This window comes from Ornithinimicrobium pratense, assembly GCF_008843165.1.
GTDB classification, from domain to species: domain Bacteria; phylum Actinomycetota; class Actinomycetes; order Actinomycetales; family Dermatophilaceae; genus Ornithinicoccus; species Ornithinicoccus pratensis.
The window spans coordinates 2,119,195-2,132,917 of the sequence record NZ_CP044427.1; the positions used below are offsets into that span (position 1 = coordinate 2,119,195).

11 protein-coding genes are annotated in these 13,723 nt (G+C 71.9%); 4 read left to right on the forward strand and 7 right to left on the reverse strand.

The window, feature by feature from the left end:
* Positions 1–21: 21 nt before the first annotated feature.
* Entirely contained in the window at positions 22–1,290 is a 1,269-nt protein-coding gene (locus FY030_RS09665) for a cysteine desulfurase-like protein (RefSeq protein ID WP_192498557.1), read from the reverse strand.
* Positions 1,291–1,333: 43 nt separating this feature from the next.
* On the opposite strand from FY030_RS09665, the gene FY030_RS09670 reads away from it, so the two are divergent.
* Complete coding sequence (locus FY030_RS09670) at positions 1,334–2,209, forward strand: alpha/beta hydrolase (RefSeq protein ID WP_158061320.1); 876 nt, start codon at positions 1,334–1,336, stop codon at positions 2,207–2,209.
* Between the two features lie 184 nt (positions 2,210–2,393).
* Entirely contained in the window at positions 2,394–4,499 is a 2,106-nt protein-coding gene (locus tag FY030_RS09675; protein WP_158061321.1) for a prolyl oligopeptidase family serine peptidase, read from the forward strand.
* 67 nt (positions 4,500–4,566) lie between these two features.
* Here the strand turns inward: FY030_RS09675 and FY030_RS09680 are convergent, their stop codons facing one another.
* Complete coding sequence (locus tag FY030_RS09680) at positions 4,567–5,409, reverse strand: GNAT family N-acetyltransferase (protein WP_158061322.1); 843 nt, start codon at positions 5,407–5,409, stop codon at positions 4,567–4,569.
* Positions 5,410–5,621: 212 nt separating this feature from the next.
* Between FY030_RS09680 and FY030_RS09685 the strand changes: the two genes are divergently transcribed.
* Together FY030_RS09685 and glpK are read left to right on the forward strand one after the other, a co-directional pair.
* Positions 5,622–7,430, forward strand: coding sequence for a glycerol-3-phosphate dehydrogenase/oxidase (locus tag FY030_RS09685; protein WP_158061323.1), 1,809 nt, complete (start codon positions 5,622–5,624; stop codon positions 7,428–7,430).
* 10 nt (positions 7,431–7,440) lie between these two features.
* Entirely contained in the window at positions 7,441–9,039 is a 1,599-nt protein-coding gene (gene glpK, locus FY030_RS09690; RefSeq protein WP_158061324.1) for a glycerol kinase GlpK, read from the forward strand.
* Here glpK and FY030_RS09695 read toward each other — a convergent pair.
* The 5 genes from FY030_RS09695 to FY030_RS09715 form a co-directional block, all read right to left on the reverse strand.
* Positions 9,036–9,524, reverse strand: a complete 489-nt coding sequence (locus tag FY030_RS09695) for an SRPBCC family protein (RefSeq protein WP_238348217.1) — start codon at positions 9,522–9,524, stop codon at positions 9,036–9,038. The genes glpK and FY030_RS09695 overlap by 4 nt on opposite strands.
* Positions 9,525–9,580: 56 nt before the next feature.
* Entirely contained in the window at positions 9,581–10,285 is a 705-nt protein-coding gene (locus FY030_RS09700; RefSeq protein WP_238348218.1) for a nucleoside/nucleotide kinase family protein, read from the reverse strand.
* Positions 10,282–11,145: a GNAT family N-acetyltransferase gene (locus FY030_RS09705; RefSeq protein ID WP_158061326.1), complete on the reverse strand. Its 864-nt coding sequence runs from the start codon at positions 11,143–11,145 to the stop codon at positions 10,282–10,284. Before FY030_RS09705 ends, FY030_RS09700 begins: the two co-directional genes overlap by 4 nt.
* A 16-nt stretch (positions 11,146–11,161) precedes the next feature.
* Entirely contained in the window at positions 11,162–12,334 is a 1,173-nt protein-coding gene (gene ispG / locus FY030_RS09710; RefSeq protein WP_158061327.1) for a flavodoxin-dependent (E)-4-hydroxy-3-methylbut-2-enyl-diphosphate synthase, read from the reverse strand.
* A gap of 71 nt (positions 12,335–12,405) precedes the next feature.
* A complete protein-coding gene (locus tag FY030_RS09715; RefSeq protein WP_158061328.1) occupies positions 12,406–13,722 on the reverse strand; it encodes a M50 family metallopeptidase in 1,317 nt (438 codons plus the stop codon).
* Position 13,723: the final 1 nt, after the last annotated feature.

Sequence of the window (13,723 nt, forward strand, 5' to 3'; positions counted from 1 at the left end):
CCCAGCGAGGGCTCGACCGAGTTAACAGCCGAGCTCGGAGACCCCCTCGAGCAGGCGGTCGACCTCCTCCTGGGTCGTGTAGGGCGCCATCCCGACCCGCACCCCTCCACTGGGGCCCAGCCCCAGTCGGTGGCTGCAGTCCCAGGCGTAGAAGTGCGAGGCCGGGGCGTTGATCCCGCGGGCAGCCAGGTGACGGTGCACGGCGGCCGGCTCCACCCCGTCGATGGTGAACAGCAGGGTGGGCGTGCGGTGCCGGGCGCGGGAGTGCAGGTGGACTCCGTCGATGGCGGCCAGGCCGTCCTCAGCCCGGGCCCGCAGGGCATCCTCGTGCGCCTCCACGGCGGCGAACGAGGCCTCCAGCCGCTCACGTCGGGTCTGCGGAGCCGACGTGGCACCCGATCCGGCAGACACTGCGGAACCGGAGAGCCCGGCCAGGCCGGCGATGAAGTCGACCGTGGCGGTGGTCCCGGCGAGCAGCTCATAGGGCAGGGTCCCCATCTCGAACCGTTCCGGGACCGCCTCGGGTGAGGGCAGCAGCTTGTCCGGGCGCAGCTCCTCCAGCAGGTCGGCCCGCCCGGACAGCACGCCCAGGTGCGGGCCGAAGAACTTGTAGGGCGAGCAGGACAGCAGGTCCGCCCCCAGCTGCTCGCGCGAGACCGCGGCGTGGGCGGCCAGGTGCACGCCGTCCACGTGCACGAGCGCGCCGACGGCGTGCGCGGCGGAGATGATGGCCGGCAGGTCGGGCCGGGTGCCGATGAGGTTGCTCGCACCGGTGACCGCCACGAGCCGGGTGCGTTCGGTCAGCACTGCCTCCACCGCGCCCGGCGGCAGCTCACCGGTCTCCGGGTCCAGCTCGGCCCACCGCACGCTCGCCCCGACCGTCTCCGCGGCGATGATCCAGGGCCGGATGTTGGCGTCGTGGTCGAGGGAGGTGACCACGACCTCGTCACCGGGGCCCCAGTCCCGGCACCGGGCCAGAGTGCGGGCCAGGTCCATGGTCAGGGCGGTCATGCTGCGGCCGAAGATGACCGTGGCGGGGTCGGTGCCCAACAGGTCGCCCATCGCGGCCCGGGCCCCCTGCACGATCGTCTCTGCCCGCTGCTCGGCGGCGGTGACTGCGCCGCGGTTGGCGATCGAGCTGGTCAGCGTCGCGGCGACCGCCTCCGCCAGCACCGCCGGGGTCTGGGAGCCGCCCGGCCCGTCGAAGTGGGCGGTGCCGGTCGTGAGCGCGGGGAAGTGAGCACGGACCGCAGCGACGTCAAGGGCGGGGTGCGGGGACGGCATCGTCATGACCGGAGACTAGCGAGCCGGTCCAACGACCTACCCTGGGCCTATGCTGCTGGACCCTGCCGACCTGCTGCCCGTCCACTGCCCGGACGGCGATGACCACGGTGATCTGCGCTCCTGGCGCGACGTCGAGCTGCCCGGCTTAGGCCGCTCGGCCGAGATCTATGCCTGGCTCCCGCCCGGCTACCAGGAGCGGCCGGAGGAGCGCTACCCCGTCCTCTACCTGCACGACGGGCACAACCTCTTCCTGCGCTCCCGCACCTTCGAGGGCGCCTCGTGGGACGTCGGCCGGGCGATGACCGACCTGGCAGCCGACGGCATCCGCGGGATCGTCGTCGGCATCCCCTGCCACCCGGAGCAGCGCAGCGAGGAGTACACCCAGTACCCCCACCCCGAGCGCGGCGGCGGACGCGCCACCGACTACGCCACCTTCCTCGTCGAGCACCTCAAGCCGGCCGTGGACGCCGCCTTGCCCACCCTGCCCGGGCCCGAGCACACGGTGGTCGCCGGCAGCTCCCTGGGCGGAGTCATCAGCGCCTACCTGTGGCTGGAGCACCAGGACGTCTTCGGCGGCGCCGGGTTGTTCTCCCCCGCCTTCTGGTGGCCGGGTGAGCAGGCGCTGACCGACCTGGAGCAGGCGCTGGCCACCGGCCGCCTGCGCGGCCGCGTCCACCTTGACGCCGGGGGCCACGAGCAGCCCGACCAGCCGGACATCGAGCGGGCCTACGTGGAGGACGCCGAGCGCCTGCTGCGCGCCCTGCGCGGGGCTCAGGTCCCGGTGCGCTACGTCTACGACTCCACCGCCTACCACTTCGAGACGGCGTGGGCCGACCGGTTCCCGGCAGCCGCCGCCTGGCTCCTGCAGGGGTATGCCGCCTCGCCCCCCTTCTTCGCCGACCCCGCCCACCAGGGTGACGGGTGAGGCACCCTGGAAAAGGTGACAGCGGTCAGCTGCTGGCCGAGCAGGTCCGGGCGTAGCCGAGCTCGTCGAAGGAGCTCGCAAGCCCCTCTGCCAGCAAGCGCAGCGAGGCCCGCATCGCCTCCACACCTCGCGTCGACGCCGGGTCGTGACCGACGCTGACCTTGCCCGTGATGGAGTGGACCCCATGAGCACCGATGTGGACCCGTGGATCTGGCTGGAGGACGTCGAGGGTGAGCGGGCGATGGGGTGGGTCCGCGAGCGCAGCGAGGGGGCCGAGGAAACCCTCACCGCACACTCGTTGTACCCCGACCTGCACTCCGGGATCCAGGACGCGCTGGAGGCCCCGGACCGGATCCCGCTGGTCGGGCAGGCCGGCGAGCACCTCTACGGCTTCTGGACCGACGCCGAGCACCCGCGGGGGGTATGGCGTCGCACCACCTGGGCGTCCTACCGCACGCAGGAGCCGGAGTGGGAGGTGCTGGTCGACGTGGACGCCCTCGCCCGGGAGGAGGACGTGCCGTGGGTGTGGCAGGGGGCCCAGCTGCTGCGTCCCGATCTGGACCGGGCACTGGTGCACCTGTCCCGGGGCGGCGCTGACGCCGGCACCACGCGGGAGCTGGACCTGACCACCGGGCAGTGGGTGGCCGCCCCCGAGGGCTTCGCCAAACCGGAGGCCAAGGGTCGGCTGGTCTGGCGCGACCGCGACAGCGTCTACCTCACCACCGCCGACGACGCCACCGGCGCGACCCGGTCCGGCTACCCCCGCACGGCCCGGCTCTGGCGTCGCGGCACCCCGCTCGCCGAGGCGGTGGTGGTGCACACGATCCCCGAGGATGACCTCGGGCTCTTCGTCGGCCACGACCAGCGCAGTGGCCGGACGGTGCTGCACCGAGGGCTGGCCTTCTACCGTGAGCAGACCCTGGTCCTAGACGACGCGGGCGGGGACGGGCACGGCTCGGACGGGGCGGGCCAGCCCGGGACGGTTCGGGCCCTGGACCTGCCGGTGTCTGCGCAGACCAGCGTCCACCGCGACCACGTCGCCGTCCGCCTGCGGCACTCGTGGGCGCCGTCCCGCTCTTCCGACGGCCCGCACCACCCGGCCGGCAGCCTGCTCGTCGCGCCGCTGGCCGCTGTGCTCGAGGATCCGGCGAGCGCCGGCTGGACGGCCCTGTTCACCCCGGACGACCGTTCCGCGCTGGTCGACCTCACCTGGACCAAGGACCGGTTGGTGACCACCGAGCTGGTCGACGTGCGGCATACCGTGCGGGTGCACGAGCAGGCTCCGGGCAGCACGGGCTGGGTCAGCCGTGACCTGACCGAGCTGCTGGATGTGGGCCTGCGCACGGTGAGCGTCTCGGCGGTCGACGACGACGAGAACGACGACCTGTGGCTGGTGACCACCGGCTACCTCGACCCGATGACCCTGTCCGTCGCCCGGCTCACCGACGGGGGCGGGGTCGAGGTCGAGACGCTCAAGGCGGCGCCCTCGCGCTTCGACGCCGAGGGGCTGGAGGTCACCCAGCAGTGGGCGGTCTCCACCGACGGCACCCGGGTGCCCTACTGGCAGGTCGGCCCGGCCGACCTGCCCATGGACGGCTCCACCCCCACCGTCGTCCACGGCTATGGCGGCTTCGAGCAGGCCCTGACCCCCGCCTACGACCCCATCGTTGGTCGTTCCTGGCTGGCGCACCGGCACGTGCACGTGGTCGCCGGCATCCGCGGTGGCGGCGAGTTCGGGCCGGGTTGGCACCAGGCTGCGCTGCAGCAGGGGCGGCACCGGGCCTACGAGGACTTCGCGGCCGTGGCGCGCGACCTGGTCGCCAGGGGCGTGACCTCGGTGCCCCGCCTGGGCTGCACCGGCCGGTCCAACGGCGGCCTGCTCGTCGGCAACATGATCACCGGCTACCCCGAGGACTTCGCGGCCGTCGTGTGCCAGGTGCCGCTGCTGGACATGCAGCGCTACCACCTGCTGCTGGCCGGGGCCTCGTGGATGGCCGAGTACGGCGACCCCGACGACCCTGAGCAGTGGGAGTTCCTCCAGACCTTCTCCCCCTACCAGCGCTTCGACCCCGCCCGGCCCACGCCCGCGGTCTACCTGGCCACCTCGACCAGGGACGACCGAGTGCACCCCGGCCACGCCCGAAAGATGGCCGCGCTGCTGGCCGAGCACGGTCGCGACGTCACCTACTGGGAGAACACCGAGGGCGGCCACGGCGGCGCCTCGACGCCACAGCAATGGGCCACCTGGCACGCGCTGGCCTGGGCGTTCCTGCACGACCGGCTGACCTGAGGCTCGCTGACAGGTATGCGGCGTCGTGCCGGGCGCCGAGATCCAGGCGCGTGCCTTCTGCTCGCTCCTAGAGCAGGACGGTGGCGAAGGTGCCGGTCTGCTCCATACCCACCCGGTGGTAGGTGGCGACCGCGCGCTCATTGAAGTCGTTGACGTAGAGCGTCACCACCGGCGCGACATGGGCGATGGCGTGCTCGATCACGGCCGCCATGGCCGGGGCCGCTAGGCCCTTCCCCCGGCGGTCAGGATGTACCCACACGCCCTGCACCTGGGCGACGCCGAGGGCGACGGAGCCAAGGTCGGCCTTGAAGACGACCTGGCCGTCCTCGACCCGCACCAGCGAGCGGCCCTGCTCGATCAGCCCGGCGACCCCTCGACGGTAGGCCATGCCGTTGCCGCGGTAGGGCGGGTAGCCGATCTCCTCGGTGAACATCGCGGCCGCCGCAGGCACCAGCAGGTCCAGGTCGTCCATCCTCGCCAGCCGCACCGCGGGATCCACGGGGATGCCCAGCGTCGAGGGCGCGGTCCGGGTGGTCAGCACCAGCTGCCGGGCCCGGATCTCACGTGCCTGACCCCAGTGCCGCTCCAGCCGGCCCCACAGATCCAGCACCTGGTCGGCCGGGCCGAACAGCGAGCTGGCGGTCGCCCGTCGCTTGACCACCTTGGCGGCGAGCGCACCCAGGGCCCGGGGACCGGCCTGGACCGGCACCACATTGGCCGAGCACCAGACCAGCGCCCGGTCCTCACCTGAGGCGTAGGCGAAGAGTGGGCCGCGGGTGCCGACCAGGCCCGACTCCAGGATCCGGGCGGCCACGAAGACGTTGTTGACGGGGTCCTCGGCACAGATCTCCAGGGCACGCTCCACGTCCACCGGACCGCAGGCCCGCACCGGGCCCAGGCTGCGCAGCATGTGCCCAGCCTGCCGCACTCTCCGCAGTGCGGCCACACCGGGACGTCCCCCCTGCCCGTTCTTGGCGGCAACCGTCGGCAGCCCACTCAGCTCGCACGCCACCCACCGCAGCCCGCCTTGACGCGGAGGCACGGCATACCTCGCGCCGCCCCTGCTCGCGCACGCCGGCTTGGCATGCACAAGGATGTGGGGAGCAACAGGAAGGGGTGGCCATGCAGCCACGCGCGCTGACCGGGCGCAGCCGGGACGAGGCCCTGCGCATCCTGCGCCAGAGCGCGGCGGGTGGAGAGCCTGTCGACGTGCTGGTCGTCGGCGGCGGGGTGACCGGCGCCGGCGTGGCGCTGGACGCCACGACGCGGGGCCTGACCACCGTGGTGGTCGAGGCGGAGGACTGGGGCGCGGGCACCTCGCAGTGGTCCACCAAGTTGGTGCACGGGGGCCTGCGCTACCTGCAGATGCTCGACTTCAAGCTGGTCCACGAGGCGCTGACCGAGCGTGGCCTGCTGCTCAACACCCTGGCCCCGCACCTGGTCAAGCCGATGCCCTTCCTCATCCCGCTGGAGCACCGGCTGTGGCAGCGGGCCTACTACGGCGCCGGCGTCACCCTCTACGACGTGCTGGCCAACCTCATGCCGGGCCGCCGCGCCCTGCCCATCCACCAGCACCGCACCCGGGCCGGGCTGCAGCGCGAGTTCCCGGCGCTACGCCACCGCACCGCGATCGGGGCGGTGAAGTACTGGGACGCCACCGTCGACGACGCCCGTCTGGTCTCCACACTCGTGCGGACCGCCCACTCCTACGGTGCCCACCCCGCCAGCCGCACCCGGGTGACGCGGCTGCTCAAGGACGACGACGGCCGGGTCGTGGGTGCCCGGTTGCTGGACCGGGAGTCGGGTGAGGAGCTGGAGTGCCGGGCCCGGCACGTCGTCGCCGCCACCGGGGTCTGGACCGACGACGTCCCGCAGCTCGCGGACGCCGACGGCGGGCTGCGGGTGCTGGCCTCCAAAGGCGTCCACCTCGTGGTGCCGCGGGAGAAGATCGAAGGCTCCAGCGGGCTGTTCCTGCAGACCGAACGCTCGGTGCTGTTCTTCATCCCCTGGGCCCGCTACTGGATCATCGGCACCACCGACACCCCGTGGAGCCTGGAGCGCCGCAGCCCCGTCGCGACCGCGGCGGACGTCGACTACCTGCTCGAGCAGGCCAACGCCGTGCTGACCACCCGGCTGACCCGGGAGGACCTGGTCGGCTGGTATGCCGGGCTCCGTCCCCTGCTGCAGCCGGGCACCAGGGAGGGCACCGACTCGGCCAGGGTGAGCCGGGAGCACACCGTGGCCAGCCCCGCGCCGGGGCTGACCATCATCGGCGGCGGCAAGCTCACCACCTACCGGGTCATGGCCAAGGACGCAGTGGACTTCGCGCTGGCCGATGAGCCCGAGGCGCTGGGCAGCATCACCGAGCAGATCCCGCTGGTGGGCGCGGTCGGGGAGGCGGCGATGCGCCGACGGATGCCGGCGCTGCGTCGCCAGTTCGGCTGGAGCGAGCAGCTGACCAACCACCTGCTGCACCGCTACGGCTCCCTGATCGAGGAGCTGCTCCAGCTCATCGAGGAGGACCCCTCGCTGGCCCGCCCGCTGGAGCGCGCGCCGGCCTACCTGCGCGCCGAGATCGCCTACGCCTGCATCAGCGAGGGCGTACTGCACCTGGAGGACCTGCTCATGCGCCGCACCCGGCTGGTCTACGAGTCCCCCGACCAGGGCCGCTCGGCCCTGCCGGAGATCGCCGAGATCGCCGAGCAGTGGCTGGGCTGGGGCCACGACCGGCTCACCGAGGAGATCGAGGCCTACACCGCGTGGGTGCGCGGGGTGTGCGCCGCAGCCGAGGAGGACAGCGACGAGGCCGCGCTCGCGGCCTTCCACGCCGAACAGCACGCGACCGTGCCGGTCGGCCGGGCGCGCGACCGCGCCGGCGAAGACTCCAGCGGACGGGCCGACGAACGCGTCGGCGGACCGGAGGGACGATGAGGAGGAGAAGGTGAGCGAGCAGCACATCCTGGCCATCGACCAGGGCACCACCAGCACCCGGGCGATCGTCTTCGACCGCCGGGGGCGGATCCGCTCCGTGGGCCAGCGGGAGCACGAGCAGATCTTCCCGCAGGCCGGCTGGGTCGAGCACGACCCCGTCGAGATCTGGGACAACACCCGGGAGGTCATCGGCCTGGCCCTGGGCCGGGCCAACGTCCCAGGCGGCGGCCTGGCCGCGATCGGCATCACCAACCAGCGTGAGACCACGGTGGTCTGGGATCGCAGCACCGGGGAGCCGGTGCACCACGCCATCGTCTGGCAGGACACTCGCACCGCCGACCTGGTCGCGCAGTTGGGCGGGGAGCATGGGCCGGACCGGTTCAAGCAGATCTGCGGTCTGCCACTCGCCACCTACTTCGCCGGTCCCAAGGTCCGCTGGATCCTGGACCACGTCGACGGTGCCCGGGAGCAGGCCGAGGCCGGGGAGCTGCTCTTCGGCACCATCGACTCCTGGTTGGTGTGGAACCTCACCGGGGGCCCCGACGGCGGCATCCACGTCACCGACGTCACCAACGCCTCCCGGACCATGCTCATGGACCTGCGCACCCTGTCCTGGTCACCGGAGCTCTGCGAGGCGATCGGGGTGCCGCAGGCCATGCTGCCCGAGATCCGCTCCAGCTCGGAGGTCTACGGCCGCAGCGACAAGCTGGACGTGCCGATCGCCGGGATGCTCGGCGACCAGCACGCCGCCACCTTCGGCCAGGCCTGCTTCGAGCGCGGAATGTCCAAGAACACCTACGGCACCGGCAACTTCATGCTGCTGAACACTGGCACCGAGATCGTGCCCAGCGAGAACGGGCTGATCACCACCGTGTGCTACCAGCTCGGTGACCAGGACCCCGTCTACGCCCTGGAAGGCTCGATCGCCGTCACCGGCTCCCTCGTGCAGTGGCTGCGGGACAACCTCGGCCTGATCTCCGACGCCGCCGAGATCGAGGAGCTGGCCGCGCAGGTCGACGACAACGGCGGCTGCTACATCGTCCCCGCCTTCTCCGGGCTGTTCGCGCCCTACTGGCGCGACGACGCACGCGGCGCGGTGGTCGGGCTGACCCGCTACGTCACCAAGCACCACATCGCCCGCGCCGCCCTGGAGGCCACGGCCTACCAGACCCGGGAGGTTCTGGACGCGATGCAGGCCGACTCCGGTGTGCAGATCAGCGAGCTGCGGGTCGACGGCGGCATGGTGGCCAACGAGCTGCTCATGCAGTTCCAGGCCGACATCCTCGACCTCGACGTCGTGCGCCCGGAGGTTGCGGAGACCACGGCCCTCGGGGCGGCCTACGCCGCCGGGATCGCCGTCGGTTTCTGGGAGGGGCAGGAGGAGCTGGCCGGACACTGGTCCGTGGACCGTCGCTGGAGCCCGAGGATGCGGTCGCAGGAGCGCGAGCGGCTCTACCGGACCTGGAAGAAGGCGGTCACCCGCACCTTCGACTGGGTCGACGAGGACACCGCTGCCGCCGAGGAGGAGGTGGCCGAGCAGGCGTTGGCCGAGCAGGCGCCGTCCGCGGACAAGGGCAAGGACAAGGACGACGCCGACGCCGACGCCTAGCGAGCCCCGCTCCGCCCCGACTCGACCTGCGCCTTGAGCCGGCGCAACCCCTTCCGCAGCTCCATGCCGACGAGTCGGTCCATCGGCAGCACCCGGGCCAGCGCCCGCATGAGGCCCGTGGGCGCCCCAGTCACCGTCCAGGTCACCACGCAGGCCCGACCCTCGCTCTCGGGGTCCAGGTCGAAGCGCAGGTGGTTCTCGGCGGGGAAGGGTTCCTGGAAGTGCAGGTCCAGTTCGATGCGTGCTCCCTGGTCCAGCACCAGAGCCACGCTGCCCGCACCTGAGTCCTTGTTGCCCGACCACGCGTAGCCGGCACCGACCCCGCGGTCCGGGCCGGTGTAGCTGCGCTCCAGGTGGTGGTCGTCCTCGCTGCCCTCCCAGGGGGACCAACCCGCCCAGCGGCGCAGGTCGGCGACGTGGGGGTGGACCGCGGCAGGTGGTGCCTCGATCCGGATGGTGCGGGAGACACGGTATGACGTGGACACGTGGCTCATTCTTCCACCGGCACCGGCCGGGACGACCCCGCCACGACGAGGTCAGCTCACTGGTCGAACCACTGCGGCTCGTCCGGGTCAGGCTCGATGAGTTCGGGCCGGGACAGGTCGGTGTTGTCCACGATCCAGGTCGGGGCCCAGGTGCGGGCCTGGAGGCGGTAGAGCCGCTGCCCCTCGACATACCGGGCGTTGGCGGGATGCTGCGGGTCATCATCCCCAGCCACCCGTCGCTCGGGGTGGCGCGCGTTACCGCGAGGCACCGTCACCTGCAGGGGGGCGGTGATCAGGCAGGTCGCGTCCCACTCCCCCCGCAACTCCGGGCGGCGCAGGAAAATGCCCTCCACCAGCAGCAACGCGTCCTCGGGCAGCTCGACGGGGTCGGGGTGTACCGGCCGGTCGGTGTCGACGTCGTGCACGGCGGGGAAGATCTCGCGCCCCGCGCGGAAGGGGCGCAGCACCTTGCGGCGCAGCGCCTCGTAGTCGTAGGAGTCGGCGTAGAAGGACTCCCCCGTGCTCCCGCGGGCGTGGCGCACGGCCCGCGGGTGGTGGAACCCGTCCACTGACACCGCGTGCACGGTGCGGCCGGCGACGTGCGGCGCCAGCGCGAGCAGCTCGCCCACGAGCCGGGTCTTGCCCACCCCGTCGGGTCCGTCGACGGCGATCACCGCCCGCTCCCCCGGGTGCACCGCGACCATGAGGGCGAGGAGGTCGACCAGCACCAGCTGGCGGACGGGCAGAAATCCGGCGTTCATCGGGCCAGGGTAGGTGCCTGCCCCGACCACTCCATGTAGACCCCGTCCTCGAGCAGGGTCACCTCGGCCGGTGTGGGCCTCTCCTGAAAACCCATGGACCGGTAAAGGCTGCGGGCCCCGGTGTTGTCCGCACTCACGTCCAGCCAGACCCGACTGACCTCTGAGCTGGCCAGGGCTTGCTCCAGCAGCTGACGCAGCAGCAACCGGCCCAGCCCCTGGCCACGCCCTTCCGGCGCCACGACCATGCGCCGGATCTCCACGATGTCAGGCCGGAAGAGGCCGGCCAGGATGCCGAAGGCCACCACCCGGTCGAGCCGGTCGACGAGCACCCAGTGCTCCATGTCGGGGTCGGCCAGGGCCCGTTCGTGCCATTCCCGGCCGCCCTGACCGAGGAAGGGCTGGGTCTCTGGCTCCTGCTCGAAGGAGAGCACGTCCTTCAGATCACCGCGGCGGGTGCGTCGGAGGTGGCTGCCGACGACGAGGCCGGACCGGTCGCGGGCGAACGGGCGTGGGCTCTGGCGAGGCCCCGAGTCGGCCACCCGCGGGGAGCTGACCACGAGCAGGCGCAGCTCATCCTCACCCTCGTTGCGCACCTGGTGCCAGGTGCCCGCGGGGACCTCCACCCCGCTGCCCTCCTCGACCCTGACCTCCTGAGGACCCAGCGCGATGGTCGCCTCCCCGGCCAGGACGTAGAAGAACTCCCGGGAACGGGCGTGCTGGTGCGGGCGTCCCTGGGCCCCCGAAGGCACGGCCTCCTCGACCACACCCAGGTCGGTGCGGTCCACCAGGTGGTAGGCGTCGCAGACGTCGTCCCAGACGGCGTGCCGGGCCGTCCCGCGGCTGATCGGGTCCGGACTCATGGGCGCACGCTACCGGTCAGCCCACCGTGACGCTCGGGCTTCCGGCCGGCTGGCCGTCGACCGGCTCGCCCATCTCCTCGGCGATCCGCATGGCCTCCTCGATGAGGGTCTCGACGATCTGGCTCTCGGGGACGGTCTTGATCACCTCACCCTTGACGAAGATCTGCCCCTTGCCGTTGCCGGAGGCGACGCCGAGGTCGGCCTCGCGGGCCTCCCCCGGTCCGTTGACCACGCAACCCATGACGGCCACGCGCAGCGGGACCTCCAGGCCCTCAAGCCCGGCGGTGACCTCGTCAGCGAGGGTGTAGACATCGACCTGGGCCCGGCCACAGGAGGGGCAGGAGACGATCTCCAGCTTGCGGGGCTTGAGGTTGAGGCTCTGCAGGATCTGGTTGCCGACCTTGATCTCCTCCACGGGCGGGGCGGAGAGCGAGACGCGGATGGTGTCGCCGATGCCCTTGGCCAGCAGGGCACCGAAGGCGACCGAAGACTTGATCGTGCCCTGGAAGGCGGGCCCGGCCTCGGTCACGCCCAGGTGCAGCGGCCAGTCGCCGCGCTCGGCGAGCAGCTCGTAGGCCTTGACCATGACCACCGGGTCGTTGTGCTTGACCGAGATCTTGAAGTCGTGGAAGTCGTGCTCCTCGAAGAGGCTGGCCTCCCAGACGGCTGACTCGACCAGGGCCTCGGCGGTGGGCTTGCCGTACTTCGCCAGCAGCCGCTTGTCCAGCGACCCGGCGTTGACGCCGATGCGCAGGGAGACGCCGGCGTCCTTGGCCGCCTTGGCGATCTCCCCGACCTTGTCGTCGAACCTCTTGATGTTGCCCGGGTTGACCCGGACCGCGGCGCAGCCGGCGTCGATCGCGGCGAAGACGTACTTGGGCTGGAAGTGGATGTCGGCGATGACCGGGATCTGCGACTTCCTGGCGATGATCGGCAGGGCGTCGGCGTCGTCCTGGGTGGGGCAGGCGACCCGGACGATGTCGCACCCGGTGGCGGTCAGCTCGGCGATCTGCTGCAGCGTGGCGTTGATGTCGGTGGTCTGGGTCGTGGTCATCGACTGCACCGAGACCGGGGCGTCGCCGCCGACCTCGACCTTGCCGACGCGGATCTTGCGGCTCTGCCGCCTCGGCGCCAGCACCGGCGGCGGGGCGGACGGCATACCGAGCGAGATGGGGACACCAGCAGTCATGCCTGCCATTGTCGCACCCGGGTCTGGGTGCGACCTGCAGGAGCGGGTCTGCAGGGTAGTCGCGACGAGGGTCAGGTGAGGCGGATCGGCTTGACGATGTCGGCGTAGATGAGCAGGGCGCTCATCGCCAGCAGCCCGATAGCCACCGCGTACGCCACCGGAAGGGCCTTGGCAGTGTCGACCGGCCCGGGGTCGGGCCGGCCGAAAACCCGGGCCACGGTGCGCTTGAGGCCCTCCCACAGGGCGCCGGCGATGTGGCCGCCGTCCAGCGGCAGCAGCGGGATCAGGTTGAAGACGAACAGGGCCATGTTCAGCGAGGCGATGATCGAGACCAGCCACCACAGCTTGTCGGTGGTGGTGTCGCCGGGCATCAGGCCGGACTGGCTCACGTCGCCGGCGACCCGACCGGCACCGACGACCGACATCGGGCCCTCGATGTCGCGCTCGTCGGGGCCGAAGGCCGCGTTGGCCACGTTGACGAGGTGCGCCGGGAGGGTCAGGACGATGCCCGCCGTGCCCTTGAACATCTCGTTCACCACGCCGGGGACCTCGCTGATCGGCTGCCGCTCGTAGAGGACCGAGCCGGAGGCGCCCAGGAAGGACACCTCGCGCATCACCGGCTCCTCCTTCTCGTCCAGCTGGACCCGGCCGTCGGTGCCGATGACGGGGCGCTCCCGGACGACCAGGTCGGCGGTCAGCGTCTCCTGCTGCCCGTCCCGGTCGACGACGAACGTGGCCTGGGCCCCGGCGTTCTGGATCGCGTAGCTGGCCTGCGACCAGGTGGTGACCTCCTCGCCGTTGACGGACAGGATGCGGTCCCCGACCTGCAGGCCGGCGGCCAGCGCTGGCGAGGGTGGCTGGCCCTCGCAGGTGACGTCAGTGATGTCGTCGTTGACGCACGCCTGCACGTTGCTCAGGGTGGGGGTCAGGTCCGAGGGCACGCCGTGCGCAGTGATGACCAGACCCATGAGGCCGGCGGCGAGGGCGAGGTTCATCAGCGGCCCACCGGCCATGATGATCAGCCGCTTCCACACCGGCAGGCGGTAGAAGACCCGGTCGTCGTCGTCGGGGCCGACTTCCTCCAGGGAGTCCGTCCGCGCCTGCTCGACCATCTGGTGGAAGGGGTTGGAGCTGCTGGCCCGGACCCGCCCGTCCTTGCCGGGCGGGAACATCCCGATCATCCGGACGTAGCCACCCAGGGGGACGGCCTTGATGCCGTACTCCGTCTCCCCGCGGCGGGTGGACCACAGGGTCGAGCCGAAGCCGACCATGTACTGGGTGCACCGGACGCGGAAGGCCTTGGCCGGCAGCAGGTGACCGATCTCGTGCAGCGCGATGGAGACGGCGATGCCGAACACCATGATGAGCACACCGATGAGGTAGAGCATG

What these genes read in the sequence shown, in the direction of transcription:
- FY030_RS09665 (WP_192498557.1), bottom strand. Translation starts at nt 1,290, where the DNA reads ATGACGATGCCGTCCCCGCACCCCGCCCTTGACGTCGCTGCGGTCCGT.
- FY030_RS09670 (WP_158061320.1), top strand. Translation starts at nt 1,334, where the DNA reads ATGCTGCTGGACCCTGCCGACCTGCTGCCCGTCCACTGCCCGGACGGC.
- FY030_RS09675 (WP_158061321.1), top strand. Translation starts at nt 2,394, where the DNA reads ATGAGCACCGATGTGGACCCGTGGATCTGGCTGGAGGACGTCGAGGGT.
- FY030_RS09680 (WP_158061322.1), bottom strand. Translation starts at nt 5,409, where the DNA reads ATGCTGCGCAGCCTGGGCCCGGTGCGGGCCTGCGGTCCGGTGGACGTG.
- FY030_RS09685 (WP_158061323.1), top strand. Translation starts at nt 5,622, where the DNA reads ATGCAGCCACGCGCGCTGACCGGGCGCAGCCGGGACGAGGCCCTGCGC.
- FY030_RS09700 (WP_238348218.1), bottom strand. Translation starts at nt 10,285, where the DNA reads ATGAACGCCGGATTTCTGCCCGTCCGCCAGCTGGTGCTGGTCGACCTC.
- FY030_RS09705 (WP_158061326.1), bottom strand. Translation starts at nt 11,145, where the DNA reads ATGAGTCCGGACCCGATCAGCCGCGGGACGGCCCGGCACGCCGTCTGG.
- ispG (WP_158061327.1), bottom strand. Translation starts at nt 12,334, where the DNA reads ATGACTGCTGGTGTCCCCATCTCGCTCGGTATGCCGTCCGCCCCGCCG.
- FY030_RS09715 (WP_158061328.1), bottom strand. Translation starts at nt 13,722, where the DNA reads ATGCTCTACCTCATCGGTGTGCTCATCATGGTGTTCGGCATCGCCGTC.